Below are 25,378 nucleotides of genomic sequence, written 5' to 3'. Positions count from 1 at the left end.
CGCATCATTTTGGCCGAAGTCTATATGAAAAAAGCGCGGATTCCATGAGTGGAATCCGCGCTTTTTCTAAGAGAATCTATGCGACCCTCACTTGCTACTAATATCTGTTAGTGCGTAGCAACGTAGTAATTGCTGCTCGTCAGGTTACCCACGACTGAACAAGAGCCATTGGGGGTAATCGGACCATTGAACACGAAGCTGCCGCCATTTGCAGGATCAAATGTTACATCAATCTGATTGCTGCAAGAGCCGCAAATCGAGCTAACGCTTACACCGGTCAGAGTAAAGGTTACAGGAGCAAGCGGCGAAGGGATGCTGGAGTGCGGTACTGAGCCCACCCACGGGAAACCCGACAGGCTTACAGTGTTGCAAGCGAAGCTGCCGCTGGTGCTGGCCGAGCTTACAGAGAGAGTAGTGTTGCCAGACAGGTTGTCAGACAGGGTGCCGGTAGCGCTCAGCGTGCAGCCGAGGTTACAGAAGCCAGCAGTAACAGTGGAGGTGCCAGTGAAGGTATCAGTGATCGGCGTTACATCCAGTTGCTGAGTCGCGCCACCATTGACGGTGTAATAGATCGGGGAAGCGTGGCTGGCGCCAAAGGCTGCCAGGAGAGCTGCGCCGAGAAGACCTTTAGAAATAGCGTTCATGTGATTATCTCCATTAATCGTTTGTTTGTTGTGATTCTCGCGTTAGTTAAGTGCTAACGCGGGTAAAAGAATGAATGCTTTAAGTGCGATGGAACAACCCGTGTTAGAGAAATGATGTTTTTCTATGTGGTTAAAAAGCGATGATAATTTGGGGGGTGTTTCCATCATATGGTTCAATTCCATGCTGGCACTTTGGCCGCTTTAAGAAGTGTTGCCTGATTTTCATTGTTATTCTTCGGGAACTCCGACGTATCATATTTTCTGTGAAATCATTATGTGTCTACAATAAAATTTGCGTTGACATCAAAGTGCCCCGTTTTGAATATGGGAACATAGTTCTGGATTGTTGCTCACTGTCGGGAAAGGGGGATAGGAGAAAGCGGTATTCGGCGATATTCTTGTCGGGCACGCGGTCATCGCCTATAAACAAGCTCAATGTCTTGCTTATAGGCGTTTTTTTAATTGAAGTTGGATATAAGGTCGTCTGATGAAAGATAGCCACCTAGCTTCCGCCCATCGGTGGTCAGGATATAAGGCGTGCCATGAACTCCCATTTTCAAGCCAGTCTGGAAATGTTCTGCTACTGGCGCCTGGCACGGGACGGCTGGTTGAGTTACACGCCCTGACAGCTTGGCCTCCGTTAGAGCGGCCCTGGGGTTTGAGGCGCACCATACTTTCTCCATGAGAGACGCCACGGGGTCGTTCAGGCCGGCACGAGGAAAGGCGATGTAATGCACAGAGATACCCCCTTCATTGATGGCCTCAATCTGCTTGTGGAAATTCTGACAATAAGCGCAGCTTGTATCGGTGAAGACAAATACCTCACCGATTTCATCTCCTTTCGCTGAGAAAGTTATGAAAGTGCTTGGATTCATCTCGGATAATAGCTTGGACCTGATCTCTTGCTGTCGGTTTTCAGTGAGATTATTGTTTGTGCCCTGCGATATATCAACCATCTGGCCAGTGAATATATAGTCTCCGTTCTCGGAGGAATAAATAAGCTGACTACCGTTGACTTCAACCTCCATTATATTGGGTATGGGGGTCTCGCGAACGTGGGTGACAGTCATGTTCGGGTTGATTTTCTTTATTTTATCAGCTATTTGGGAGTGCTCATCACTCCCGTGCGCATGAGTCTGGAATGCTGCCAGAAGGAGCAGGACCCACACCCTTCTTGTATACTTGATCACCGAAATTACCCCTCTTCAGCTATTTTCAGCAGCTCAATTTGGAAGATAAGCGTCTTGTTAGGTTCAATGGCTGGAGGACGCCCCTGAGTGCCATAAGCAAGACGTGAGGGGATGACAACTTCCCACTTGTCACCTTCTGACATATGAGTGATTGCTTCTCTCCAGCCTTCGATAACGCGCTCTAGTTCAATAGAGACAGGCTCGCCCCGCTCAACAGAGCTGTCAAAAACTGTACCGTCGATAAGACGACCTTCGTAGTGGACTTCGACGGTATCCTCTGCTGTGGGGTGCGAGGCGCCGTCGCCAGCGCTTAGTACAGTGTACAAAATTCCACTATCCAGGCTGCGTACTCCTTCCCGCGAACTGTAACTTTCTATGAAGGAGGATCCCTCTTGTGCGTTCTTCTCGCCAGCGATAAGCGCTTCTTCTTCTTTCTTTTCGGTTGCCCAGATGTTGTGTTCGTTGTGGGCTGCCGATATTTCTTCGGGGGTCAGCGAATAGCGAAGATTATTACCTTTGATGGCATCGTGTACCCCAAGAAGGAAAAGGTCTTTGTCTATGTATTTATCTTCGAGTCCAGCTTTGACTGTTTTCCCGGCTTCTATACCAAAGGAATAGGCGGTCACATCTGAAGACGATGAAGTATCAACCTCCTGTGGGGCCTGTGATGCACAACCGGAAATGGATAGTATGGATGCGATGATGGCTAAATGCTTCATTTTGTCCTCTCTTTATTACGATATTGTTTTAATGGTTTCATTATGACATTGCGCCAAATGAATGATATCGATATGATTCCTATGAATTTTTTTGACGCGCTGTCGAGCATAAGTTAAGAAAGTTGTGTTTGGCTACATGTTGCGTTCCGAATGTAATGATGCGCCTGATATTAATATGATGTTGCTGGTGTAAATGATGAAAATGTCTATAAATAGAACATTGCTTGTGTTGCTTCTTTTAGTTTCCACTTCTTTGATTTTGTTCCGAGAAATTTGGCAGGGCACGAATAAGGGTGCGAGCTTCGATAGTGGTCAATCTGAAAACTATGTGGTGCATGATCAGGAAGTAGGGAGGCAACTTGGGCGGCGCACCGATAGTGTTGAAGAGGGGGTGGTTTCTCCCCCGTCTCAGGAGACACCGGTACCAGAACGGAAAGAAGCGAGATACGATTTCTCAGCAATAGCGCTTTTTGAAACGCATGATAAAGCTATCGCTTCAGCCGTCGTCTTGATTGATGGATATGGTGCTTATCGATATGGAATTGGGCAGAATGTGATTGATGAGTATTACATTCGGGATATCCAGCCAGATCATGTGATTATTCGGGGAAACGAAGGCGATTTTAAGGTCTATCTTGCTCCTCTATCAGGTCAAGACGCGCAGGAACCAAGTGTGGCTGATTCCGGAGCGCGGGGTGGGGATATACTGGATGACACCAAGGATCGCCGTGAGAGAATGCGGATATTTTCTACTTATGATATTTATCCTGTCAGCGAAGACTCTGCAGCAGGCTATGTTATTGGTGAACGATTCTCCCCTGAAATGCTTGAGGCCACCGGGGCAAAACCTGGGGATATCATCGTTTCAGTAAACGGTTATAATGTTGGAGCAAAAGAAGGCGATGATCTGGCCCTGAAGTCATTCAGGACAACCATGAAAGCTTCCGTCCAGCTACGACGCAGTGACGGCACCACTTTCTATTTCAATTATCCCGAAGATGCAGATGACCCCTAACCAGCCTGGCCGCTGACCGGCGTTTCAATCACGCCGTACCAGCCCATGCCGGTGTACGTCTCGTAGCCTGGCGTCAGCGCAAATGCAACGAGGCTCTGATCGTTGATATAGAACCCGCTGCTTTTCTCCTCGGTGCGCAAAGGGTATGGCGTGTATAACGCGTGCTCTAGATTCGAGCCGGCGATAACGCGCGCTTCGGCATCGAGGATGTAAGCCTGGCTCTGGTTGTCGGCGGCCAGCAGAACTGAACTCATCACTGCCTGGGCCTGTGGTGCCCAATCAAAGAATATCCCCAGCACGCCTGTCGGTTTGCCATCGGTTCGGCCGGCAGCCCTGATGGCCGTTGCATAGGTAGCAACCGGTGCGTCGTGAAGCGCAGCATTGATGCTCACGTCCGCCACGGCGAAGTCATCCCCGGTACGCGTCGACAGAGCAGCGTTGAACCAGTCAGTGCCGGACACATCCATTCCGATCGCGTCAGGGTATCGGTCTGGCCTGCCTGTGCTGATGACGCGTCCCTGAACGTCCACTATCCAGAGATCAAGGTAAACGGTATAGGAGCGCAAGATGGTGGCCAGACGGGCCGCGGCGTGCTGCTGCAGGGCGCGGTCTGCAGGCGCTTCCGCGGCGGCGACCACGGCGCTGTCCGTAGCCCACCACCTCACATCGCAGGATCGCTCGTACAGATTCCTGTCAATAATCTCGATGGCGTTCAAGGCCAGGTCCGTCAAACGCTGTCCACGGAAATCAATCAGCATCTTTTCCCCGGCTTCTTCGATCTGCCGGGTATGGCTCGCTACACCCGTCCGGAATTCTGACGCTATGCCGTTGATTTGCGCCGAAACATTGGCAATCTCCTCGGCCACCACGCTGAAGGCCGCGCCGGCTGCGCCTGCTCGTGCGGCCTCGATGCGGGCATTGAGTGCCAGGATGCGGGTGGTCTGCATAATGGTTTCAATGGCGCCGACTTTCTCGCTGGTCATGCGTGAGATGTCATAGGCGAGATTCAGGATGGTATTGTCCTGCATGCCTTGCTCCTCGCTCATCGTGGCCCTGGCGACGCAGTACACAGGCGCCGGCCGGCCACAAGGACGTCCCCCCAGACGATCATCAGGGGCGGAGCAATTATCGGGCCAGAATTGTGAGCTGTTGCTCAAATCCGCGGTGAGGCGCGCGGCGCCCACCGCGAGGTGGCAATGGGAAACGGCGTCAAACTTCCTTGCAGGAAAACTCCACCCCCAGGCTGTAGAGCAACGCAATCACACTTTTCAATGGCGGGTTCTTGTCGCGCAGGAAGCTGTTGCGCAGTTGGCCGGTTGTCTGGCCGCTCTGCCATACCAGTGCTTCTGGGTTCTGGGCCTGGAAGGCGCGTCCGACGGCTTTCAGGATGTAGTCGATGTCCCGGGTGGCGAAGGCGTCGTTGAGGTAGCGGGCTGTGCCATAGGGATGGCGCAGCGCTTCGGTGGGATCGTACTCGTAGGCTGCTCCTGGCTGGAAAGTGATCATGAGGTTTCTCCTGATTGCGCCGGTTCGGCAATGTGGCCGGCGGTGATAGGTCGCCCTGCTGGGGGGGCGAGGGTGCTTTCACGGGGATAATGCGCAACTGCTTTGTTTTGATGTTGGCATATGTGCATTTATTTTGGAAGATGGTTGGCGAGCCGGTCGATAGGTGGCCTGCTGTTGTAGTTATTTGTTTTTCCTTGGAAATCGTTCGGTTTTACTGTGGCTCACAGCGGGGCGCGCTGCCCAGTATCGGTGCTACTTGCCTCATTTTCGCGCAATCCGGTTTACATGCGGCATGTTGACCGTAACAACCGGATACCGGAATCGCACTGTGTCACTTGGAGTGTGGCGCGAGTATCGTCTTTGGCCGTGCCTGGCACCGGCCGCACTCACCCACGTCCCTGATCAGCCAAGGAGCGGATAATGGCCGGTTGGTATGAACTACATAAAAGCAGTGACGGGCAATTCCGGTTTGTTCTGAAAGCCGGTAACGCAGAGACCATTCTGACCAGCGAGCTGTACCGCGCCCGCAGCAGTGCAGAGAACGGTATCGCTTCTGTACAGGCCAATTGTGGTGCAGACGAGCGCTATGAGCGCAAGACGGCCAGTAACGGCAAAGCCTATTTCAATCTGAAGGCGGCCAACCATCAGGTGATCGGCACCAGCCAGATGTACGCGAGCGATCAGTCCCGGGATGCCGGCATCGCATCAGTGAAGAGCAATGGTGGCTCGACAACGGTGAAGGATTTCACCGAAGGCAAGCAGGCCGGCTGATTTATCGCGCGGGACGCAGCACGACCTTCTCGCTGCTGCCCGCGTTGATGCGCGCATAGCTGGCCAGGCCTTCATCCAGTGCTACCTCGGTGGGTGGGGTGGGCAGCGGCAACGCGTGGCTGTCGAACAGCGCACCGATCTCCCGCAGCATTTCTGCGCAGTCTTCACAGCCATAGAGCAGTGAATTGGCACCGACTATGCTGGCGCCTTTGCGATAGAGCGCGAGCAGCGGCAGTTCCGCCATGCCATTGGCGGGTGCGGCAATGACGACGAGGTGACCAAACCGGTTCAGCGCGGCCACGGCCGGTGCAAGCCAGAAGCCGGTGGTGTCGAAGATAATATCTGCACCCTCAGGGAAATGTTGTGCCACCTGTTCAGCCAGCGTGTCCGGGTTGTCCAGCATCAGGCAGGAATACCCCTCTGCTTCCAGTTGTCGTTGTTTCCCCTTGTCGCGCACGGCGGCAAGCACGGCGGCGCCTGCAGCCCTGGCCAGTCCGATGGCGGCACTGCCGACGGCGCCGTTGGCGCCTATCACCAGCACCCGTTGGTTTCCGTCCAGGCCGGCCCGGCGCAGGCCATCCCAGGCGGTGGTGTAGGGCACGCCACATGCCGCAGCCTGGGCGAAGCTCAGTGACGCCGGTTTGAGCGCCACGCCACCGGCGGGCAGGCACAGCCATTCCGCATGGCTGCCATCGCGTGTAAAGCCGGGCTCCCTGCCGGTGGCCCAGACGGCTCTGCCGATCAATTCAGCCGGGCCTGCCTCGACAGTTCCGGCCACGTCCCGCCCCGGCACACGCGGCAAGGTGGTGTAGGGGAAGCGGCCGAGCACGTTTTTTACGTCGCTGGGGTTGAGGCCGGCCGCGTCGACACGGATCAGTACGTCACCGGCGGCTGGGACGGGGCGGGGCAGATCAACCAAGGCAAGATGGCGCAGATCGCCAGTGGCAGTGAATTGCAGAGCGTGCATGGCGGGCTCGCGGGCTGCTCAGAAGGAAGCGGTGATTGTATAGTGAATCGGCATTGAAGCGTTGAAGAGAGTGGGGCGGTATGAACAGAGCGGGGGGATGGTTGCTGTGCGGGCTGTTGGCGCTGGGTGGGTTGGGCTGTTCTTCCGCTGATGAACCGACAGGCGCAGAGGTGGTATTCGGGACGGCATTGATATGCCTGGGAGATGCCGCCGAGCCACTCTCCGTTGAAGTGGCGTCCACCGAAACACAGCGCCAGCGCGGGCTGATGGGGCGCGACGGGCTGGCGCCGGATACGGGCATGCTGTTCCGCTATCCGGACGAAGCCACGCCCAAATATGGATTCTGGATGTTCAACGTGCCCTTCGCACTGGAAGTCGCGTTTATCAGCGCAGCCGGCGAAGTGGTGGACATCAAGAAAATGGCACCTTGTGTCGGTGTGCCAGCACGAGAGTGTCCGCCGTATCAGACACCGCACCCGTACCAGTCGGCGCTCGAAGTCAGTCCGGGTGTCTTGCGGGCACATGACGTGTCACCTGGCAGCCTGGTCCGTGAGGCGATAAACGGCGTATGTGATGGGGATTGATGGCGCAACGCCATGCTGTACGTTGGTGCCATAAACTTGACCCGGCCCGTTTAAACCGCCTAAATAAAACCCGCCTGCAGTGTCTCGGAAACAATCCCGCCGTATGTCTCCCGGGTCTGGCATGACCGTGGGCAAACACCTTTGCCCGACAGTAATAACCATAACAACCAGGGGTTTTCGGGATGAGCAGATGGACCTTTCCCATGCTGTGTCTGTTGAGCACGGCAGCCTTCGCCACGCCGGTGGAGGATTTTCGCAATAGCTGGAACTATGAGGCGCTCGCGCATCAGCGCACGCTGGAAATGGGTGAGCCGCTGGGGCAGACCAGTTTCCAGTACACGCACAACAGCTACAACTCGGTGGCGTATCAGAATCTGGGCAGTTACTGGGACCCGAATCATCAGGTCAGCGTGGTGGACCAACTGGACCTGGGTATCCGTGCGCTGGAGCTGGATGTGCACTGGGCCTACAGCAAACTGATCCTGTGCCATGGCACCAGCGACCACACAGGCTGTTCCACCTTTGACCGTCACTTCGAGGACGGCATCAAGGAAATTGCCACCTGGCTTGAGCGGCCCGAAAACAACGATCAGGTGATCCTGATTTACATCGAGGAGCATGTGGACAGCGAACATGATCGCGCCGTCGACATCCTTGATCTGCATCTGGGAGATCGTATTTATCGACCGGGTTCCTGCCGCACATTGCCGATGGACATCACCCGTGCCGACATGATCAATGACGGCAAGCAGGTGTTGTTGATCGGTGGTGATTGCAGCACCACCCGTTGGGCACAGACGGTGTTCAATTACGGCTTCCCCACGGGCAACGACAGCTTCGCGCCTTATCCGTTGTGCACCATCAGCGGGAGGACGCAGCAGTTCGTGCAGACCAATCTTGTGCGGATTTTTGAAGACGGCACCAACCTGAGTGCCACCTTTGGTAACCCGCCGCCGCCGACCACGCCGCAGCGCATGGCGGAGGCGATGCAGTGCAATCTGGGCATTGTTGGCCTGGATCATCTGGTGCCGTTCGATAGCCGTCTTGCCGCTGCCGTATGGAGCTGGGGCGAGAACGAACCGAATAATTCGGGCGGTAACGAACACTGTGCCGAGCAGCGTGCCGACGGTCGCTTCAACGACGTGAACTGCGGCCAGTCGCGCCGCGCCGCCTGCCAGGCGGACGATGGCAGCTGGATGGTTACTGCGGCATCGGTTACCTGGGCACAGGCGGCGTCGACCTGCACGGCGGAGTTTGGCAGCACGTATCAGTTCCAGGTGCCACGCAACGGTTTCAGTAATCAGAAGCTGAAAGAAGCCCGTGATTCTGCCGGTGCCACGGTGGTGTGGTTGAACTACAGCGACCTGGCCAGTGAGGGCGAGTGGCTGCCGGTAAATTATCCGGTGGTGCAACCGCCTGAACCGCCGGCAGAGCCGGTGTGGCGCAAGCTGCGCAATGATCATGGCCGTTGCCTGGATCTGGAAGACCGCAGCACGGCGGATGGCACGGAAATCCACCACTGGAGTTGCCACGGTGCCGACAGCCAGCTCTGGTGGCATGATCCGCAAGGCCGTCTGCGGGCGAAATCCGCGCCGGATAAATGCGCGGACGTGTCCGGTAGTGGTACCAGCGAAGGCACGCGCGTAGTGCTGTGGCCGTGCCACAGTGGTGATAATCAGGTCTGGACGCGGGGAGCCAGCAACTCCTTCCGGCCAGCGCACGCACCGCACCGGGCGTTGGATATCAAGGACCCTTTGTGGGGCAATGGTCAGCGCGCGCATCTGTGGACTTTCCACGGCGGCAAGTCGCAGCGGTGGAGCTGGGATTGATTGCATTGAGATATCTGTGGCCTGGGCTGATTGCCGGGAGTTAGCGGTGGTCAGCTCAGGGGGATGTGTCTGAGGAATTTTTTTACAGGCGGGTTTTGGGTGAGGTTGGATGACTTCCCGACATGCGCGGGGGTTCAGGCTGATGCTGCCGTAGTAGGCGGTGGTGTGGTGTTCGGCTTGGGCTGACCCTTCCCCCCTTAACCAGAGGGCCGGGAGGGGGCGCCTTCGCGCAGCGAAGGCGTGCCAATCTTCTCCCCCTCACGGATCAAGCCCGTTCAGCCGCGCTGAACCTTTTATGGTTTACCTATATCTGTCTGGCTCGGGCTGGTTTGAGCCAAATAATGCTTCCGGCGACTGCGCATCAAGGATCAGGTCGGCCCACAGTTCAAGCTGTTCCAGCGAGGCTGCTGCCAGGCGAGCTTCGGTGGCAGGGGACAGCGCGCCAAAGCGTCGCGTTATTTGCCGTGACAGAATACGACGGGCTTCATCATTGCGGCCTTTTTCCAGGCCTTTCTCAAGACCCTGTTCCAGACCTTTCTCCAGACCTTTTTCCAGACCTTGCGCCATGCCTTTGCGCATGCCGTCCTGGAGGCCCTTTCGTTCGTACTCGGCGTACCATTCCTTCACACGTTCAGCGAGCATGTCATCCACCTCCTGCAATTCCTGCATGGCCGGTATTGTGATGTGGGGCAGCCGGCCCGGCAACAGGACCCGCCGGAGCCATTCGGTAAAGCTGCGGCGCAGGCTGGCCTGCTGCGGTGCGTGCAGCCAGTCTATCAGATGCCGCAAGACCCGCTGGATGGCCGGCGCATCGCGGCTGTTCTCCAGCCGGAACAAGGCCGCGACGAGGTTCTGCAACGGGGCCAGGGCCTGCTCGTCAAAACGGCCTTCGTCCAGCAGCAGGTAGTGCAGCCTGGGCTGGTAGCGCGCCAGTTCGCCGGTGACCGGGAAGATCAGTGCCCCGATATCCGTCGCGGCCTGCCAGCGAGGCCGGCCGTTGTAGAGCACCACGGGCACGACCGGAGGCAGGTGGCCGGTCTCGCCCAGTTGCCCGGTGCGGATCAGGTCCTGATAGAGCAGGGCGACATAGGCCATGATGCGCACGGCCATATACGGGTCCACGGTGGACTGGAATTCCAGCAGCAGGTAGAGATAGACCCATTCCTTGCCCCAGCGGACGCGCCAGATCACATCGTCGCAGCGGCTGCGCAGGTCATCGGTGACATAACTGCCGCTGACCTTTTCCAGCGTGTCCAGGTCCAGTTCGGCCACCCAGCTTTCCGGCACAAAGCCGGTCAGCAGGTCGCGGACCATTTCCGGGTGGGAAAACAGCAGTCGATAGCCGGTATCGTGATCGTCCATGTCGGGCTCCGTGTCCGTGCCTTCCCTGGCATCGGTTCGGACACAGCATCACACGGGAAAGACAGTGTGCCTGTCAGCCAGCGGCACTACGGCAAGCGGGTTATTGCCGCCAGCGGATGCAGGAGATCTGCCGGCTTATTTGTCAGCTATTTGCGCATAGATCGAATGCGATAGCGGCTGACGGCTGGCAATGCCGTGCCGCCGTATGAAGCGGTAGGGAGGGAAGAGCGCAGCGAATCCCGTCATGGCGACTCTCACCAGCCCGCAATCAACAGGCCGCCACCCGCTTCCTGCAAACCCAACTCAATTGCAACGCAATCACCAGCGCAAGCAATGCCGCGACCGCACCGATCAGAAACGCGGACGCATAACCATAGGCCCCCACCATCAACCCGGCCAGCGGGCCGGTCAGCCCATAGGCCACATCCTGGAATGCGGCATAACCGCCCAGGGCCGTGGCACGCATCTGTGGCTCGACCCGGCTCACCACCACCAGCCCCAGCGAGGGGAAAATCAGTGAACTGCCCAGCCCGGTAATGGCGGCGCCGGCCAGCGCCCAGGGCGCGCTCGGGGCCAGGTACAGTATGAACAGCCCGGCGGCTTCCACCATCAGGGCCACGACGGCCACGCGCGGGCCGCCGAGCTTGTCTGGCAGATGGCCGAATAACACGCGCACCAGGGCGAATGACAGGCCAAAGCAGGTCAGCGCCAGGCCGGCACCGACCCAGCCTTCATGGACGAAATGCAGGCTGATAAAGGCGCCAATGGCAGCAAAGCCGACCCCTTGCAGAGCCAGCCCCATGCCAGGCTGCCAGATGCTGCCCAGCACACTGATGAACGAGCGGCGTTCGCCGGCGGTGACGGGCACCGTCGGGACATTTCTCACCAGCACCACGCCGAGCGCGGGCAGCAGGCCGACCAGCAGGCCCACCGATGCCAGGTCCACCTGCTGATACAGCCACAGGCCCAGCGGCGCACCCAGCGCCATGGCGCCGTAGATGGCCATGCCGGTCCAGGCCATGACTTGGCCGGAGCGTGCCCCGCCGACGGTACCAATGCCCCAGCCGAGCATGCCGGCGACCAGCAAGCTCTGGCCGTAACCCAGTATCAGCCGGCCGATGATCATGATGCCGAGACGGCCTTCGGAGGACAGCGGCAGCCAGTCAGTGGCGATGTACAGCAGACCGGACAGGGCGCACAGCCACAGCCCCTTGATCATGGCGGGCCTGGGCCCCTGTGTGTCGGCGATCCGTCCGGCATAGCCGCGCGTCAGCAGCGTCGACAGGAACTGGATGCCGACGGCGGTGCCCACCAGCACGCTGCCGAACCCGAGTTGTTCATGCACGTAGAGCGAAATCACCGGCAACGGCAGGCCGACTGTGAGGAAGCCCAGAAAGGTGCTGAAACAGAGCACGGCCAGCAGGCGTTCGGGGGCGGGTGGGAATGTGGTGCGCATCAGGCTCTCCAGAGAAGAACGCGCCGGCAGACAGGGCGCGACGACAGGGGCCTGCGGGATGATGTATTTTTATCGATATAAAATCAAATTATCGATAATTTAAAGAGGTTACACCGGCCCGCTTTATCGGCGGGCCGGCGCGGCGATCAAAGGTTCCGATTGACCCAGGGTACATCCAGAGGTTCACCGCCAGGACCCTCGGTAAAGCCCATCCAGGCTGGCGTGTTCTGTTGCTGAACCCCTGGCCGGGTCCAGTCACAGACGCCGGTGGCAAAGACGGTGGCCAGCCGTGTCTGCTGGTCAGGGGTAAAGGTGATGCCGTCATAGTCAGCACTGTCGAAATCCAGTGGTTTCAGGCTGCACTTGAGGATGTCCTCGGCGACCGGCCCGCCGGCCACCTGGCGTGGTGACGCACCGAATTTTACCGGGCATTCGTCGCTGAACAGGCCGACATCGACACCGTCGTCCAGGCAGCGGTCTACCGCTTCGGCGGGTTTGTGGGCTACGACTTTTTCCGCCTGGCTGGCGTCGCTGTCGTCGGCCTCGATGGCGCTGAGCCAGGTGTCCATCAGCAGGAAGGCGTCATTCGACGGGTTGGCGCCGACATACGCCCAGATCACCTCGTTATCATGATGGCCCTGTACCCGTTCCAGGCGATCGCGCAGTGCCAGCGCGCGCCAGTTGAGGTGGATGTCGACTGCGCCTTCCTGGCCTCGAACATCAATGATCGGCACGTTCGCCAGGTGGGGACTGCCCGTGACCATGCCGCTGCGGTAGGCATTTTCCAGTGCCACTTCGGAGCTGATGGCGCGGCCGGGGCCCGGTACCCAGTTCTGGTCGGCATCGTAGTAGCCGATGTGCTCGTTGAGGTGCACGAAGCGCTCGGCATCAATCGTCCCGTCCTGCAGTGCCTTCAGGCCGTACTGAACGCCTTCGTTGTCCTGCGGGTATTCGGTGATATGGACGCCATTGTCCAGGTAACGGCCGAGCAGATTGCGGTTGTGCTCGGCGTGGGAACAGCGCACCCCCTGCGGGTTGGTGACGGGGTCGTAGGTGATCGCCGCCGGGAAGCCGGTCCCGCAGTTGCTGGGGAGGCTGGGAATGCCCAGCGGCAGGAAGGCGCCGTTCCAGGCCAGGCACTGGGTGGCTTGCGCGTGGCCGGTGATGGCCAGCCGTTCCGCCTGCGTCAGGGCACCGTCGGGGAGGGTGACATAGTTGTCCGTGAGAATGCCGCAGTCGAAGATTTCCAGCGAATTGGTCAGTGCGTCGGCATAGATCTGGGTGGGCAGCACGCCGTCAAGCAGGCCGGGGTAGGACGAGGCCATGGTCAGTTGCATGATGGCGCCGCCGGAACCGCCGCTGCCGATGGTGTAGCGAATTTCGCCATACTGCTCTGTGATGTGCTCCTTGAGCATCAGCACGGCTTCCGCTGCCAGGGCATGGTTGGAATTGGTTCGGTGATCGTTCAATGACGATTTGGCCAGCATGAAGCCACGCCGCAGGGCACCTTCGTTAAAGAACGGATTGTCCGGCGGCGTCTGGAAGCGGCTGCCGCCGGCGCCACCGCCGAAATTGAACAGCAGTTTGTTGTTCCAGCCTTTCTGTGGTGCCGCCGGGTGGTGCGAAGCGGCGGGATCATGGAACACCACCAGTGAGTACATGCCCCGGTTTAGCGTGCCGGTCTCCACGGCGATGATGCTGCGTACGGTGTCGCCGCGATCATTGGTGAATTCGGCCACGTCTGTGTCGGCAGGCGGGTTGGCCGTGTCAAACGGGATGAAACAGGCGTTGGCGCCGGAGATGGCGAAGCTGCAATCGCTGGCGGCACTGGTGGGCTGGTAGTAGTAGCTGATGCTGGCCGGGGCGTTGCAGTGTTCATCCGTGGTCTGGTCCAGGCCGCTGATCCGCGATGTGGTGTCTGCTTCCCAGTCGTTCTCGGGGTTAGTGACGGTGACGGTGGCGGCGGTGGGCTGCGCGCAGACCCAGGGGGCCAGGTGTGGCCCTGAAAAAATCGGACCGCTGCGAGGATGGTTTTTCACGGTCAGGCTGTGCTCACCGGCAGTGATGGTGTTGTCACCTTCGGCAAGCCCGGTGACCAGGCCGGTGTAGCGGCCGTCGGTACGCAGCGCAAAGGCTTCGGTGATATCCGTACCGTTGAGCATGACGGCGACCCGTCCGGCTGCGGCGGGGTCCGAGAGCTGGATTTCCATGAGCACATCCCCGCCCGACACCATGCCAGGGGCGGTGGACAGCGTGCTCAGACCGGTGACGCCCCCCGCCGGGCTGCCCCGGTGGTTGCTGGAGCTGCCGCCGCAGGCGGTCAATGAGACGAGCAGGATAGAACAACCGGCGCATAGCAGCGCTGTGCCGGCGCGTATAGACAGCATGGACATCAGAAGTCTCCCGTGACCGCCTCTCGGGTGCCGGCGGCCTGTTATTTATTGTTGGGTTGTTGCAGCGTGTCGGGCGCATTTTCTGGCACGACAGTGACTGAGTCTAAATTATCGATAGTTGGACCGTTAATCGATTTTGTGACGAGGCGGTCAGTGTACAGAGAGGGCGGGCGTGGATTGTGAGAATGATAATGCGTACTATTAATGCCGGTTCCCTCGCTGTCCAATGTGCTCATGAACGCTCCCGCCCTGATGCCTGCCCGCCTGCTGCTGATCGAGGACGATCCGCTGTTGAGCGAGCGTGTGCAGCACCATCTGGCTGAGCAGGGACATCTCGTCACCCTGTGCCGGCGTGGGGACGACGGGCTGGAGGCCGCCCGTGCCGGAGGCTTTGACCTGGTGCTGCTGGATATCCTGCTGCCTGGCCTGGATGGCCTGTCGCTGCTGGCTGCATTGCGTGAGCAGGACGGGGTGCCGGTGATGCTGTTGTCGGCGCTGGGGGATGAGCAGGACCGCATTGCCGGCCTGTCCAGTGGCGCAGATGACTACCTGCCCAAGCCTTTCAGCCTGGCTGAACTGTCCGTGCGGGTGGATGCGATCCTGCGCCGGGTACGTCTGGAGCGCCGGCGCTGGCAGGTTCAGCCCGATGCGGCCTGCCGCCAGTATGGTGCGCTGACACTCCACCCGGAGAATGAAACCGCCGACTACGCAGGGTGCCCGCTGGCATTGACGGAAACCGAATTCCGCCTGCTGGATGCCTTCTGCCAGCACCGCGACCAGGTGCTCAGCAAGCCTTATCTGTACCAGGCCATCCTCCATCGCAGTTTCGGCCGCCATGACCGGGCGCTGGACCTGCATGTGAGTCACCTGCGCCGCAAGCTGCGCGCCGCAGGGGGCAGTGCGCAGCTGCTGCGTACGGTCTGGGGGCAGGGTTATATGCTGGCGTCCGAGCTGCTTTGATGCCGGGTCGTTACTCCCTGTTATGGCGTTTGTCCGCCGTGCTGTGCCTGAGCGCGGTGCTGGTGGTGTGGCTGAGCTGGCACCTGACCATGCAAGTCGGCGAGCGGGTGCTCAGGCTCGGCACGGAGGCGAAAACCACGCTGCACGGCTACGCCGCTGAGGCCGAGCAGGCCTGGCGCGGTGGTGATGACGCCATGCGCCGGTGGTTGTCCACCCTCCAGGCGCGCGAACCCGGCGATGCCATGCTGGTGGACCAGCACGGCGTCTCGCTGACCAGCGTGCCGCTGACGGAGCATCAGCGTGCCGGGCTGCGTTTCCAGCGTGAACTCGACTATCGGATGAGCCTGCGCTCGGTGGAAATGCCCTATATCGGTATTCCGTTTCCGCAGGCGCCAGAGGCCGGTCGGCTGGTGATGCAGCTGCCACCCCGGTTCTTTCCTGGCCGGGTGATTCCCTTCTGGCGGGCCCTGTTGATGGGGGTGCTGCCGGCACTGCTGGCGTTGCTGCTGGGGGTGCTGGTGTACCGCCAGCTCATGCGGCCGCTGCGCGCGCTGGAGGCCCAGGTGCTGCGCTTTCGCGATGACCCGCAGGCACGGGTGGCGCCAGAGCTGGCGGCGCGCCGGGACGAGTTCGGCCAGGTGGGCGAGAGTTTCAATCTGATGGCGGAACGTGTCGCCGGGGTGCTCGGCGCCCAGCGGCAACTGCTGCACGATATGTCGCACGAGTTGCGTACGCCGTTGAGCCGCCTGAGCGTGGCGCTGGATGGCAAATTGTCCGAGGACGCCCTGCGCGAACGGGTGGCGCGCGAACTGGCATTGATGAGCGCGCTGGTGGACGACACGCTGGAACTGGCCTGGCACGACATGGTGCAGCCGGTCTCGTCGACCGAGACGGTCACGCTTGGCCCGATGTGGGATCTGGTGGTGGAAAATGTGGCGTTCGAGGCGGGCTGGCCCGTGTCACGTTTTCCCAACCGGTTGCCGGAGGACGCGCGGGTGCGGGCCCACGTGAACGATCTCGCCCGTACGCTGGAAAATCTGGTGCGCAATGCCGTGCGTCACTCGCCCCCGGAAGGCGAGGTGCGCCTGCAGGGCCAGCGCGAGGGCGACATGTGGCACCTGTGGGTGGCCGACCAGGGGCCGGGTGTGGCTCCGGAAGCGCTGGCGCGGATTTTCGAGCCCTTCGTGCGGCTGGACACGGCACGGGAACAGGGCAGCGGCTTCGGCCTGGGCCTGAGCATTGCGCGCCGCGCGGTGGTGCGCCAGGGCGGCACCCTCTGGGCGGAAAACGGCGCACCGGGCCTGAGGGTGCACCTGCGTCTGCCGGCCGTGGAGTGAGCGCCGGTTCCCACGGCATCAATACAAACATCCCTTCTTTGTCTGCGCCTGTAATCTTTGCTTGCATCGCGTGCGGTGGGCTGGCTACCGTGGCTCACATCTGATAACAAACAGACGTTTGATTTGCGTCGCTGCATCCCCCGTTTGATGGCCCAGGATATCCGGCATGCCTTCTCGTGTTCCGTCCCGTTCCGTACTGCTGGCGGTGGTACTCACCGTACTGTTGTTGCTGTGGCTGTTGCTGGGAGATCGTCAGACCTTCCGTGCCGATGCGCCCGAAGCACAGGCCGGGCGCGAGGCGACACTGCCGCGCGTCGAAGTGGTAGTGCGTCATGCACAGCCACATGCTGCGTCGATCCGTGCCCAGGGGCAGTTGTTGCCCTGGCGCGAAGTCGAGTTGCGCGCGCGTGTCGCCGGCCAGGTGCAGCGTCGCCGGGTGGAAGAAGGCGACCGGGTTGCCAGCGGGGCGGTGTTGCTGGAGATCGATCGCGAAGACCTGCCGGCACAACTGGCCCGCAGCGAAGCGGAGCTGGCAGCACGCCAGGCCGAACTCGATGGCGCCGAAAAGCTGCATGGCCGTCAACTGGTGTCGGCCAATGAACTGCTGCGGCTGAAGGCATCCGTGGCCGAAGCCCAGGCGGATGAAGCCACCCTGCGTCAGCGACTGGCCCATACGCGTCCGGTGGCGCCATTTGCCGGCGTGATCAACCGGATTGATGCCGAGCCGGGAGATTTTCTGCAGGTCGGTGACAACTACACCCATCTGGTGGATGACGCGACCTTGCGGGCCAGCGCCTGGGTGGGGCAGCGGGAAGTGCTGCAACTGGCGGTGGGACAGGCCGTGCAGGTGACCCTGCTGGACGGCAGTGAGATGACCGGCGAAGTGAACTTCATTGCCAGCCGCGCGGACGAAAATACCCGCAGCTACCGGGTAGAAGTGACCGTGCCAAATCCCGAGCACCGGCGTATTGCCGGCGCCAGCGCGACCCTGGACATCGCCCTGCCGGCACAGCCGGCGCACCGGGTGTCCCCGGCGCTGCTGGTGCTTGATGACGCCGGACGCATGGGGGTGAAGTACCTGGATGACGACGACCAGGTGCAGTTCGGCGCAGTGCGCCTGCTCAGCGCCAGCAGCAGCGCAGCCTGGGTGGCCGGCCTGCCGGAGACGCTGCGGCTGATTTCCCTCGGCGGCGGCTTTGTCGAGCCCGGAGCGAAAGTGGAGGCGGTGCCTGCTCAGGAGGACGCCCAGGCTGACGTCCGGAAGGACACGGCGCCCGCCACCGAAACGGAAGCACCCTGATCATGCAGACACTGATCAACGCGGCGCTGGATCGTACGCGCACCACCTTGTTGTTGCTGCTGTTCCTGTTGCTGGCCGGCCTGACGGCCTATCAGTCTATTCCGAAAGAAGCCAACCCGGACGTCACCATTCCGATGATCTATGTATCGCTGACGCTGGAAGGCGTCAGCCCGGAAGACGGTGAACGGCTGCTGGTGCGGCCGATGGAACAGGAATTGCGCGCCATCCAGGGTGTGAAAAAAATGACCGCGCAATCCGGTGAAGGTTACGCCTCCATCACGCTGGAATTCGACGCCGGATTTGATCCGAAACAGGCGCTGGCGGATGTGCGCGAGCGGGTGGATATCGCGCGGGCGGAAATTCCCGATGAGGCCGACGAGCCGCGTGTGATGGAAGTGAACGTGTCACAGTTCCCGGTGCTGTCCGTGGGGCTGTCCGGCCCGTTGTCCGAGGTGGAATTGCTGATGACCGCGCGGGAACTGCGCGAAGCCATCGAGGGCATTCCCGATGTACTGGAAGTGGAAATCGGCGGCGAGCGAGAAGACCTGCTGGAAATCGTTGTGGACCCGCTCGTGCTGGAAAGCTACGGCCTGAATTTCGATACGCTGTTCAATCTGATTTCACGCAATAACCGGCTCGTGGCCGCCGGCAGCCTGGACACCGGCGCCGGCCGGATGGCATTGAAAGTCCCCGGCGTGATCGAAAACCTGGAAGATGTGCTGTCGATTCCGGTGAAAGTGGAAGGCGACAAAGTCGTCACGTTTGCCGACGTGGCCAACATCCGCCGTACCTTCAAGGACTCGCAAGGCTACGCCCGCATCAACGACCAGCCTGCCGTGGTGCTGGAAATTTCCAAACGTGCCGGCGCCAACATCATCAACACCATCGATGCCGTGAAGGCACTGCTTGAACAGGCCGCGCCACTGTTCCCGGAAGGGCTGAAAGTGGATGTGATCATGGATCAGTCCTCCGAGGTGGACGATCTGCTCTCCGAGCTGCTGAACAACGTTGCCACGGCCGTGGTGATGGTGCTGATCGTGATCATTGCCGCCATGGGGCTGCGCCCGGCGATGATGGTGGGGCTGACCATTCCCGGTGCGTTTCTCACCGGCATTCTGCTGGTGTGGGCGCTGGGCTTCACGCTCAACATCGTGGTGCTGTTCTCGCTGATCCTGGTGGCCGGCATGCTGGTGGACGGTGCCATCGTGGTGGCGGAGCTGGCGGACCGGCATCTGTCCGAAGGGCAATCCCCGCGGGAGGCCTGGGCAGGTGCGGCGCAACGCATGGCGTGGCCGGTGATTTCTTCCACCGCCACCACTATCGTCGTGTTCGTGCCGTTGCTGTTCTGGCCTGGCGTGGTGGGTGAATTCATGAAGTACCTGCCTGCCACGGTGATCCTGTGCCTGGTGGCTTCCCTGGCGATGGCGCTGGTGTTCCTGCCCACACTGGGCAAGGTCCTCAGTGCCAAACAGGGCCGGGGGGATGCACAGGTCAGCGCCGGTGGCCGTGCCTACCGGCGTGTGCTGGGGCGGTTGCTGAATGCGCCGGGCTGGACACTGGTGGTCGCGCTGGCACTGGTTGTGCTGGTGTACCTGGCCTATGGACGCTTCAACCATGGCGTGGAATTTTTCCCGGAAGTGGAGCCGGAGTCGGCGCAATTGCTGGTGCGTGCGCGGGGCGATTACTCGGTGCAGGAAAAAGACGCCGTGGTGAAACAGGTCGAGGCCCGTCTCAGTGGCATGAGCGAGGTCAAGGCGCTGTATGCACGCTCGTTTGCCGCGGCGTCCGGGCAGCTTGGCCCGGATGTGATCGGCGTGTTGCAGTTCCAGTTGATCGACTGGGACGAGCGCCGTCCGGCGCGCGCCGTGCTGGATGAAATGAGTGCCCGCACGCGGGATATTCCCGGGGTACTGCTCGAATTCCAGGAACAGGACCAGGGCCCCAGCGGCGGCAAACCGTTCCAGCTGGAGATCAGCGCCCGCGACCCGCTGGTGGCGGACCAGGCGGTGACGCGCCTGCGCGAGGAAATGGAACGCCTGGGCGGTTTTGTCGGCATTGAAGATGACCGCAGCCTGCCCGGCGTCGAATGGCGCATGAAAGTGGACCGCGAGGCGGCGGCGCGTTTCGGCGCCGACGTCACCAGTATCGGCAGCGCGGTGCAAATGGTGACGACCGGCCTGCTGCTGGCTACCTATCGTCCGGTGGATGCCCTCGACGAAGTGGATATCCGCGTGCGCCTGCCGCAGGACTGGCGCAGCCTCGACCAGCTTGAGCGCATCACGCTGAATACCGAGCGGGGCCAGGTGCCGATCAGCCAGTTCGTGACCCGCGATGCGGCGCCAAAGGTCGGCGTGCTGCACCGGGTGGACGGGCGCCGGGCCATTACCCTCAAAGCGGATCTTGCGCCGGGCTTCCAGCTTGATGACCGTATCCGCGCCCTGCGGCCGGCACTGGAAAACCTGCCCGAAGGCGTAATGCTGAATTTTGCCGGTGAACAGGCGGACCAGGCAGAAACAGGCCAGTTCCTGGTGATGGCGTTTTTCGTTGCGCTGTTCCTGATGGCACTGATCCTGGTGACCCAGTTCAACAGTATTTACCAGGCCATGCTGGTGCTCAGCGCCATCGTGTTTTCCACCGCTGGTATCCTGCTTGGCCTGCTGATCAACAGCCAGCCCTTTGGCGTGGTGATGGTGGGCATGGGCATCATCGCGCTGGCCGGTATCGTGGTGAACAACAATATCGTGCTGATCGATACCTATAACGAACTGCGTGCCGCCGGCATGACCCCCGCTGAAGCCGCACTGGAATCCGGCTGCCTGCGCCTGCGTCCGGTATTGCTCACTGCCGGCACCACGGTGCTCGGGCTGTTGCCGATGGTGTTCAGTGTCAATATCAACCTGCTGGAACCGAGCCTGGGTTTCGGGGCGCCGTCAACGCAGTGGTGGACACAACTCTCCAGCGCGATTGCCGGCGGATTGACGTTTGCGTCCGCGCTGACATTGTTGCTGACGCCCTGCATGTTGCTGCTGGGGGCGAAGTTTGGTGAAAAGACACGGCGGATATTGCGGCGCAATGACGCCTGAAAGGCGCGCCTTTTGAATACCGTTTCTCTTCCGTAGCAGGTGATGACGTCTTCAGGTCGGGTTGGCCCCTCCCCTGGCAGGGGAGGACGCTGTGCCGCAGCGTCTCACCCAACATGGCGACAAGCGTAAAACTTCGTGCATTGCCCCCCTGTGGCACTGGCACCCCGGAGCACCACGTTTACACTGGAACCCCTTGATTTCCCCATGTTGCGTGGCAACAGGAGGTCCCATGTCTGTATCCCGTATGCTACTGCTGGCCGGCATGCTGGCGCTGGCGGCCTGCGACGACACACCCGATCCGCCGACACCCGAAACATCCGCGCCACCGGCCGAACAGCACCGCGCCGCGCCGATGGTGGATGATGCCCCGGCCACTGTTGAGCAGCCTGCGGTGATCGGCTTCCACGGTTTCGGCCCGGCCCGTTTTGGTCAAGACCAGGAACAGGTGCGCATGTCCTGGGGGCGGCCGCTGCGCGAAGGCGGCTCGACGTCGGACAGTTGCTATTACCTGTTCCGCGAGCCACAGCCTGACAATGGCGGCTTCGGTATCGGCTTTATGATCGTGGACGGAAAATTCGCGCGCTATGACGTGGACATGGAACAGTTCGCGGCGCCGGGCGACATCAAGGTGGGCGCCACGCTGGATCAGTTGCGCGAGACCTATGCCGACCGCATCACCGAACAGCCGCACAAGTACGCACCGGACTGGCTGTATGTGATTGTCGCCCCCGAAGACGGCAGCGACGCGCGGCTGGTGTTCGAGGTCAACGAAGAACAGATGGTGACCAGCTGGCGTATCGGTGTGCCGCCCGCCGTGTTCTATGTGGAAGGCTGCGCCTGAAGAGCATCCAGCCGCGCCAGTTCGTCTGCGGTCAGGGCCTGCATGCGGGCGATATTGCGCTGCGGGATCTGCTCCGGGTCCGGGTAATGCGCCAGCGCCTCGCTGACGCTGTCTTCGCGCAGCAGGTGCAGCATCGGCCAGGGTGACCGGTTGGTGCGGTTTTCGGCATCCGCCGGTTCGGTGTCCTCGAATTGATAGTGCGGGTGAAAACTTGCCACCTGGTACACGCCTTCCCATTCGAACCGTTCCAGCAGTGCATCGCACAGGCTGAGGAAATCGTTGTAGTCCTCGAAATCTGCCAGCATGCCGGGAATGATCAGCAGCGTGGTGTCGATGGCCTTGTTGTTGTCCAGCGCGGTCAGGGCCAGATGCAGGTCGGTCAGCAGCGTGCCGGCATCGGTGGCGTGCGTGACCTCGAAATGAATCTGTCCGGCCTGCAGCGGGCGCCGTGCGAACGGGCACAGGTTCAGGCCGATGACCACCTCTTCCAGCCAGCGGCGCGTCTGTTCGATCAGTATGTTGTCTGCGTGCATCAGGTTTCCAGAGTCAGTGTATCGCCGACCCGGATGACACCGGTGTCGAGAATTTCCGCGCGTAGCCCACCACGCCCGGCCAGCGTGCGCAGGGCAGCGGGCGCGGGGATGCCTTCCGCCTGCAGGATACGGCCGACCACCGCGCACGGCTCGCACAGCTCGATGCCGCGCAGGCGTATCCGGCCGACCCGAAAGGTCTGGCCGACCAGGTCATTCAGTGCAGCGTCATCGATCAGCAGGTTGCGGCGCAGCAGCGAGGCGGGAAGGGAGCTGCCGTGTGCCTGGTTGAAAAAATCCACCGCCGCCTGTTCGATCAGGGTGATCTGGTCAGCGGGTGTATTGTTGCGGCGGTAATTGCGGTCACCGACGATGCCGCAGCCGGCGTGTACCTGCACGGCGTCGCTGGCCTGAATGGCCGCGCCACGAACAGGGGCAGTAAAGATGGCGCGCAGGGTGGCCATGTCGAACGGTTCCAGCTTGTCGGGCGACACAGCATACCCTGCGCGGAAGGGCAGGTGAACGGCACGGGGCGCCCCCGTGCCGTGCGGCTCAGGGTGCGGGGCTGGCGGTGCGGCTGCGCAGATAGGTCACCAGCGCAGCACGGCCATCCGGATCATCCGTCACCATCGTGTCGCGCGGGAAATAGAACGGGTGTGGCGCATCCTCGCCCCGCGCCGGGTCGAGCAGGTTGTTCAGCGCCTCGGCGCTGTCCGCGCCCGTGACCGACCCGTTGTGCAGGAACTCGGTCTTGCTGTCCAGCGCCAGCAGCAGCGGTTTGGAGAAACCACGTGGCTGTCCGCGCAGGCTGGCGTCGAGCACGATCAGCGCATTGTCGTAACCGGGTTGCGGGCCGGCCAGTGTGGTCTGTACCGGGCTCAGGCCGCCACGATCCGGCAGCAGCACCAGCAGATCGTCGTTGTAGCGCGGATAAAGTGACGTCATCGAGACCACGATATTGGCCACCGGGTCGTCCGGGTTGGGCGTGTGGCAGGCGGCGCAGTTGGCGCCCTCGGGGCGCGGAGAGCGGAATATCTGCTCGCCGAGTGCGATCTGGCCCGGGTCCAGGCCTTCCGGTGCGGCGGGTGACGGCAACTGGTCGGTGTAGGCCTTCAGGGCTGCCAGCGCGTCGTCATCAACACGGCGACCTGCCGGGCCGGCGGGGCTGCCCGGCGCCAGGCCGGTCTGCGCGGCATTCACGTAAGGCAACACGTCGCTGATGGCCACGCCATCGGGCAATACACCGGTATCGCGCAGCGCCTCTTCGTACCGGTTGGCGATCTCATCGCCCACCGGGCCGGCCAGGGCGTTCAGCAGTGCCCGGCCTTCGGTGGTCAGCAGGCTGGTCGGGTCCAGCGCCACGGTATAGACCAGATTATTGAAATCATTCAACCGTGCGAAGCTGCCGGCATGGCCCCACGGCGCCGCGAGATCGGTGCGGAAGAACGGCGGTATGTAGGTCGCGTTGCCGATGCCGTCCGGCGTCGGATCAAAAAACGTCACCGGGTAGTAGCGCTCGCCGGTGACCGTATCACTGCCGGTCAGGTATTCGCGCGCGGCGGCGGTGGCTTCTGCCACGGAAGCGCCGTCGGGAATGCCGGCGAAATCGCCATTGCCGAGGGTGGCATCGCCCAGGGATGTGAACTGCAATTGCAGCAGCGGCAGGTAGGCGAGCGGATTGGCGGCGGCGGCAAAGATATTGCCGATGTCGACACCCTCCGCCACGACGCCATCCACTTGTGCACCGACAGAGCCGGGACCGGCGAAGCCGGCGGGCACCACGCTGCCATCGGTGCCGGCGTGGCACACCGCGCATGTCACACCGACCTTGTCGCCCCGCGCCAGGTCCAGCGTGTCGGCGGGATTGAAGCCGGTATCGCTGCCGAGTGGCTTGCGTGTGCCGTCGGCGGCGAACGGTACGACACCGATGACGGCGCCCTCGTTGATCAGCGCCAGGGTGACGGCCGGGCTGGCCAGCACAGTGTCGGCCGGGTCGACGCCGTTGTTGATCTGGTCCAGTGCATCCAGCAACGCAGCGGCGGTGCCACTGCTGAGTGCGTTGACGTTCACGTTCAGGCCCAGGCTGAGCGCATCCAGCGGCGTAACACCGGCGGCAGCGATGCCCTGCGGCAATTGCATGGCGTCGGTCCAGAAGCCTTCGTTACCGAAAGTCTCGTAGCTGAAAATGGTTTTGCCCTTGGCCACATTGTCCACCGGCACTTCCACCGGACGGTCGACAAACACGGTGCGGTCATTGTCGCCACCACAGGCGGACAGTACGACGGCAGCCAGCAGGCCAGGCAGGGCATGGCGTAGTGAAAGCAGTGGATAAGCATGGCGCGTTGGCGCCGGGGTCTGGTGATCGCGCTTCATGGAAAACTCCTTTTTCTTGTCGGAGGCCTCACGGCCGGCGCTCGGTCGGACCAGGACCTTCCCGGGGAGTGAGCAGCCGTCAATGTGCTGTCACGGGCCGACGTTAGGCGCTGGTGAATGAACGTCGAGTCAATGGGCGAGTGAAATGAAGAGCGTCTTTTCTGGGAGATCGTGTGAGTGAAGAAAACAGGGCCCGTGAAGGAAAAAAACAAAACCACCATGAATTCATGGACCTGAAAAAAAGAAGGTGGGTATTCGGGAAACGCACAATAAAAAAAATGGTGAACAGCAGGTGAATTCACCGGCGTCAGTGACACAGAGCGCTGGCATGGAGAGAAATGCGTTTTTTTGTAACGGGGCGCGGGCAGGCGTGACGGGATGCAAAACACCCGTCCCATGTGGCCGTGGCCGGAGCGGGCCATGACGTTAGCCTGGCGCCGCTGGCGGTATCACCGTCGCTCGCCCTCAGGTGGCCTGTCCGGGACCGGCAGCCGCGGCATAGTGCCACGCCATTGACC

The 25,378-nt window shown here is 61.0% G+C and carries 21 protein-coding genes; 9 read left to right on the top strand and 12 right to left on the bottom strand.

Going from position 1 to position 25,378, the window contains the following annotated elements:
- Nucleotides 1–107 precede the first annotated feature (107 nt).
- The 3 genes from S7S_RS19680 to S7S_RS19335 all read right to left on the bottom strand — a co-directional run bounded on the left by S7S_RS19680 (nt 108) and on the right by S7S_RS19335 (nt 2,553).
- Complete coding sequence (locus S7S_RS19680; protein WP_144401663.1) at nt 108–644, bottom strand: hypothetical protein; 537 nt, start codon at nt 642–644, stop codon at nt 108–110.
- 458 nt (nt 645–1,102) lie between these two features.
- Nucleotides 1,103–1,834, bottom strand: coding sequence for a DsbC family protein (locus S7S_RS12795; RefSeq protein WP_008738665.1), 732 nt, complete (start codon nt 1,832–1,834; stop codon nt 1,103–1,105).
- A gap of 5 nt (nt 1,835–1,839) precedes the next feature.
- Nucleotides 1,840–2,553, bottom strand: coding sequence for a BamJ family beta-barrel-assembly machinery protein (locus tag S7S_RS19335; protein ID WP_008738667.1), 714 nt, complete (start codon nt 2,551–2,553; stop codon nt 1,840–1,842).
- A gap of 193 nt (nt 2,554–2,746) precedes the next feature.
- Between S7S_RS19335 and S7S_RS19675 the strand changes: the two genes are divergently transcribed.
- Nucleotides 2,747–3,568, top strand: a complete 822-nt coding sequence (locus S7S_RS19675) for a hypothetical protein (RefSeq protein WP_144401662.1) — start codon at nt 2,747–2,749, stop codon at nt 3,566–3,568.
- Here S7S_RS19675 and S7S_RS12780 read toward each other — a convergent pair.
- Nucleotides 3,565–4,596 carry a methyl-accepting chemotaxis protein gene (locus S7S_RS12780; RefSeq protein WP_008738669.1) on the bottom strand — a complete coding sequence of 344 codons (1,032 nt, stop codon included), beginning with the start codon at nt 4,594–4,596 and terminating at the stop codon, nt 3,565–3,567. The genes S7S_RS19675 and S7S_RS12780 overlap by 4 nt on opposite strands.
- A 181-nt stretch (nt 4,597–4,777) precedes the next feature.
- The gene (locus S7S_RS12775; protein ID WP_008738671.1) at nt 4,778–5,074 is read right to left on the bottom strand and encodes a helix-turn-helix domain-containing protein; all 297 of its coding nucleotides are present in this window, start codon (nt 5,072–5,074) and stop codon (nt 4,778–4,780) included.
- A 420-nt stretch (nt 5,075–5,494) separates the two neighbouring features.
- Here S7S_RS12775 and S7S_RS12770 point away from each other — a divergent pair, with 420 nt between their 5' ends.
- The gene (locus S7S_RS12770; protein WP_008738673.1) at nt 5,495–5,845 is read left to right on the top strand and encodes a YegP family protein; all 351 of its coding nucleotides are present in this window, start codon (nt 5,495–5,497) and stop codon (nt 5,843–5,845) included.
- Between the two features lies 1 nt (nt 5,846).
- On the opposite strand, the gene S7S_RS12765 is transcribed toward S7S_RS12770, so the two are convergent.
- Nucleotides 5,847–6,812, bottom strand: a complete 966-nt coding sequence (locus S7S_RS12765; protein WP_008738675.1) for a quinone oxidoreductase family protein — start codon at nt 6,810–6,812, stop codon at nt 5,847–5,849.
- An 80-nt stretch (nt 6,813–6,892) separates the two neighbouring features.
- On the opposite strand from S7S_RS12765, the gene S7S_RS12760 reads away from it, so the two are divergent.
- Together S7S_RS12760 and S7S_RS12755 are read left to right on the top strand one after the other, a co-directional pair.
- Nucleotides 6,893–7,396 carry a DUF192 domain-containing protein gene (locus S7S_RS12760; protein ID WP_082027719.1) on the top strand — a complete coding sequence of 168 codons (504 nt, stop codon included), beginning with the start codon at nt 6,893–6,895 and terminating at the stop codon, nt 7,394–7,396.
- 182 nt (nt 7,397–7,578) lie between these two features.
- The gene (locus S7S_RS12755) at nt 7,579–9,225 is read left to right on the top strand and encodes a phosphatidylinositol-specific phospholipase C domain-containing protein (RefSeq protein ID WP_035205385.1); all 1,647 of its coding nucleotides are present in this window, start codon (nt 7,579–7,581) and stop codon (nt 9,223–9,225) included.
- A 300-nt stretch (nt 9,226–9,525) separates the two neighbouring features.
- Here S7S_RS12755 and S7S_RS12750 read toward each other — a convergent pair whose 3' ends face one another.
- The 3 genes from S7S_RS12750 to S7S_RS12740 all read right to left on the bottom strand — a co-directional run bounded on the left by S7S_RS12750 (nt 9,526) and on the right by S7S_RS12740 (nt 14,436).
- Complete coding sequence (locus S7S_RS12750) at nt 9,526–10,587, bottom strand: Rpn family recombination-promoting nuclease/putative transposase (protein WP_041025997.1); 1,062 nt, start codon at nt 10,585–10,587, stop codon at nt 9,526–9,528.
- Nucleotides 10,588–10,855: 268 nt separating this feature from the next.
- Nucleotides 10,856–12,043, bottom strand: a complete 1,188-nt coding sequence (locus tag S7S_RS12745; protein WP_008738683.1) for an arabinose transporter — start codon at nt 12,041–12,043, stop codon at nt 10,856–10,858.
- A 146-nt stretch (nt 12,044–12,189) separates the two neighbouring features.
- Complete coding sequence (locus tag S7S_RS12740; RefSeq protein ID WP_008738686.1) at nt 12,190–14,436, bottom strand: DUF6351 family protein; 2,247 nt, start codon at nt 14,434–14,436, stop codon at nt 12,190–12,192.
- A 234-nt stretch (nt 14,437–14,670) separates the two neighbouring features.
- On the opposite strand from S7S_RS12740, the gene S7S_RS12735 reads away from it, so the two are divergent.
- The 5 genes from S7S_RS12735 (at nt 14,671) to S7S_RS12715 (ending at nt 21,957) form a co-directional block, all read left to right on the top strand.
- Nucleotides 14,671–15,396 (top strand): response regulator transcription factor, encoded by a 726-nt coding sequence (locus tag S7S_RS12735; protein WP_035205435.1) that lies wholly within the window; start codon nt 14,671–14,673, stop codon nt 15,394–15,396.
- The gene (locus S7S_RS12730; RefSeq protein ID WP_008738691.1) at nt 15,396–16,733 is read left to right on the top strand and encodes a sensor histidine kinase; all 1,338 of its coding nucleotides are present in this window, start codon (nt 15,396–15,398) and stop codon (nt 16,731–16,733) included. The genes S7S_RS12735 and S7S_RS12730 overlap by 1 nt, the downstream gene beginning before the upstream one ends.
- Before the next feature lie 166 nt (nt 16,734–16,899).
- Nucleotides 16,900–18,033: an efflux RND transporter periplasmic adaptor subunit gene (locus tag S7S_RS12725; protein WP_008738694.1), complete on the top strand. Its 1,134-nt coding sequence runs from the start codon at nt 16,900–16,902 to the stop codon at nt 18,031–18,033.
- 2 nt (nt 18,034–18,035) lie between these two features.
- On the top strand, nt 18,036–21,116 hold the full coding sequence (locus S7S_RS12720; protein ID WP_008738696.1) for an efflux RND transporter permease subunit: 3,081 nt from the start codon (nt 18,036–18,038) through the stop codon (nt 21,114–21,116).
- 229 nt (nt 21,117–21,345) lie between these two features.
- Nucleotides 21,346–21,957, top strand: coding sequence for a hypothetical protein (locus tag S7S_RS12715; protein ID WP_041025996.1), 612 nt, complete (start codon nt 21,346–21,348; stop codon nt 21,955–21,957).
- Here S7S_RS12715 and S7S_RS12710 read toward each other — a convergent pair.
- Genes S7S_RS12710 through S7S_RS12700 form a run of 3 tightly spaced genes read right to left on the bottom strand, consistent with a single transcriptional unit; the run spans nt 21,936 to nt 24,860 of the window.
- Nucleotides 21,936–22,490: a DUF1415 domain-containing protein gene (locus S7S_RS12710; RefSeq protein WP_008738702.1), complete on the bottom strand. Its 555-nt coding sequence runs from the start codon at nt 22,488–22,490 to the stop codon at nt 21,936–21,938. The genes S7S_RS12715 and S7S_RS12710 overlap by 22 nt on opposite strands.
- The gene (locus tag S7S_RS12705) at nt 22,490–22,981 is read right to left on the bottom strand and encodes an MOSC domain-containing protein (protein ID WP_008738704.1); all 492 of its coding nucleotides are present in this window, start codon (nt 22,979–22,981) and stop codon (nt 22,490–22,492) included. The genes S7S_RS12710 and S7S_RS12705 overlap by 1 nt, the downstream gene beginning before the upstream one ends.
- A 58-nt stretch (nt 22,982–23,039) precedes the next feature.
- Entirely contained in the window at nt 23,040–24,860 is a 1,821-nt protein-coding gene (locus tag S7S_RS12700; RefSeq protein WP_008738706.1) for a hypothetical protein, read from the bottom strand.
- Nucleotides 24,861–25,378 lie beyond the last annotated feature (518 nt).

Source organism: Isoalcanivorax pacificus W11-5 (assembly GCF_000299335.2).
Taxonomy (GTDB): domain Bacteria; phylum Pseudomonadota; class Gammaproteobacteria; order Pseudomonadales; family Alcanivoracaceae; genus Isoalcanivorax; species Isoalcanivorax pacificus.
Note: the sequence above shows the minus strand (reverse complement) of the source record. Positions and strands in the feature narration are given on the sequence as shown.

Bases quoted from the DNA above. Each gene is read 5' to 3' on its own strand.
- S7S_RS12730 (WP_008738691.1), top strand. From the start codon at position 15,396: ATGCCGGGTCGTTACTCCCTGTTATGGCGTTTGTCCGCCGTGCTGTGC.
- S7S_RS12725 (WP_008738694.1), top strand. From the start codon at position 16,900: ATGCCTTCTCGTGTTCCGTCCCGTTCCGTACTGCTGGCGGTGGTACTC.
- S7S_RS12780 (WP_008738669.1), bottom strand. From the start codon at position 4,596: ATGCAGGACAATACCATCCTGAATCTCGCCTATGACATCTCACGCATG.
- S7S_RS19335 (WP_008738667.1), bottom strand. From the start codon at position 2,553: ATGAAGCATTTAGCCATCATCGCATCCATACTATCCATTTCCGGTTGT.
- S7S_RS12770 (WP_008738673.1), top strand. From the start codon at position 5,495: ATGGCCGGTTGGTATGAACTACATAAAAGCAGTGACGGGCAATTCCGG.
- S7S_RS12755 (WP_035205385.1), top strand. From the start codon at position 7,579: ATGAGCAGATGGACCTTTCCCATGCTGTGTCTGTTGAGCACGGCAGCC.
- S7S_RS12775 (WP_008738671.1), bottom strand. From the start codon at position 5,074: ATGATCACTTTCCAGCCAGGAGCAGCCTACGAGTACGATCCCACCGAA.
- S7S_RS12720 (WP_008738696.1), top strand. From the start codon at position 18,036: ATGCAGACACTGATCAACGCGGCGCTGGATCGTACGCGCACCACCTTG.
- S7S_RS12765 (WP_008738675.1), bottom strand. From the start codon at position 6,812: ATGCACGCTCTGCAATTCACTGCCACTGGCGATCTGCGCCATCTTGCC.
- S7S_RS12700 (WP_008738706.1), bottom strand. From the start codon at position 24,860: ATGAAGCGCGATCACCAGACCCCGGCGCCAACGCGCCATGCTTATCCA.
- S7S_RS12760 (WP_082027719.1), top strand. From the start codon at position 6,893: ATGAACAGAGCGGGGGGATGGTTGCTGTGCGGGCTGTTGGCGCTGGGT.
- S7S_RS12710 (WP_008738702.1), bottom strand. From the start codon at position 22,490: ATGCACGCAGACAACATACTGATCGAACAGACGCGCCGCTGGCTGGAA.
- S7S_RS12740 (WP_008738686.1), bottom strand. From the start codon at position 14,436: ATGTCCATGCTGTCTATACGCGCCGGCACAGCGCTGCTATGCGCCGGT.
- S7S_RS19675 (WP_144401662.1), top strand. From the start codon at position 2,747: ATGATGAAAATGTCTATAAATAGAACATTGCTTGTGTTGCTTCTTTTA.
- S7S_RS12750 (WP_041025997.1), bottom strand. From the start codon at position 10,587: ATGGACGATCACGATACCGGCTATCGACTGCTGTTTTCCCACCCGGAA.
- S7S_RS19680 (WP_144401663.1), bottom strand. From the start codon at position 644: ATGAACGCTATTTCTAAAGGTCTTCTCGGCGCAGCTCTCCTGGCAGCC.
- S7S_RS12745 (WP_008738683.1), bottom strand. From the start codon at position 12,043: ATGCGCACCACATTCCCACCCGCCCCCGAACGCCTGCTGGCCGTGCTC.
- S7S_RS12735 (WP_035205435.1), top strand. From the start codon at position 14,671: ATGAACGCTCCCGCCCTGATGCCTGCCCGCCTGCTGCTGATCGAGGAC.
- S7S_RS12715 (WP_041025996.1), top strand. From the start codon at position 21,346: ATGTCTGTATCCCGTATGCTACTGCTGGCCGGCATGCTGGCGCTGGCG.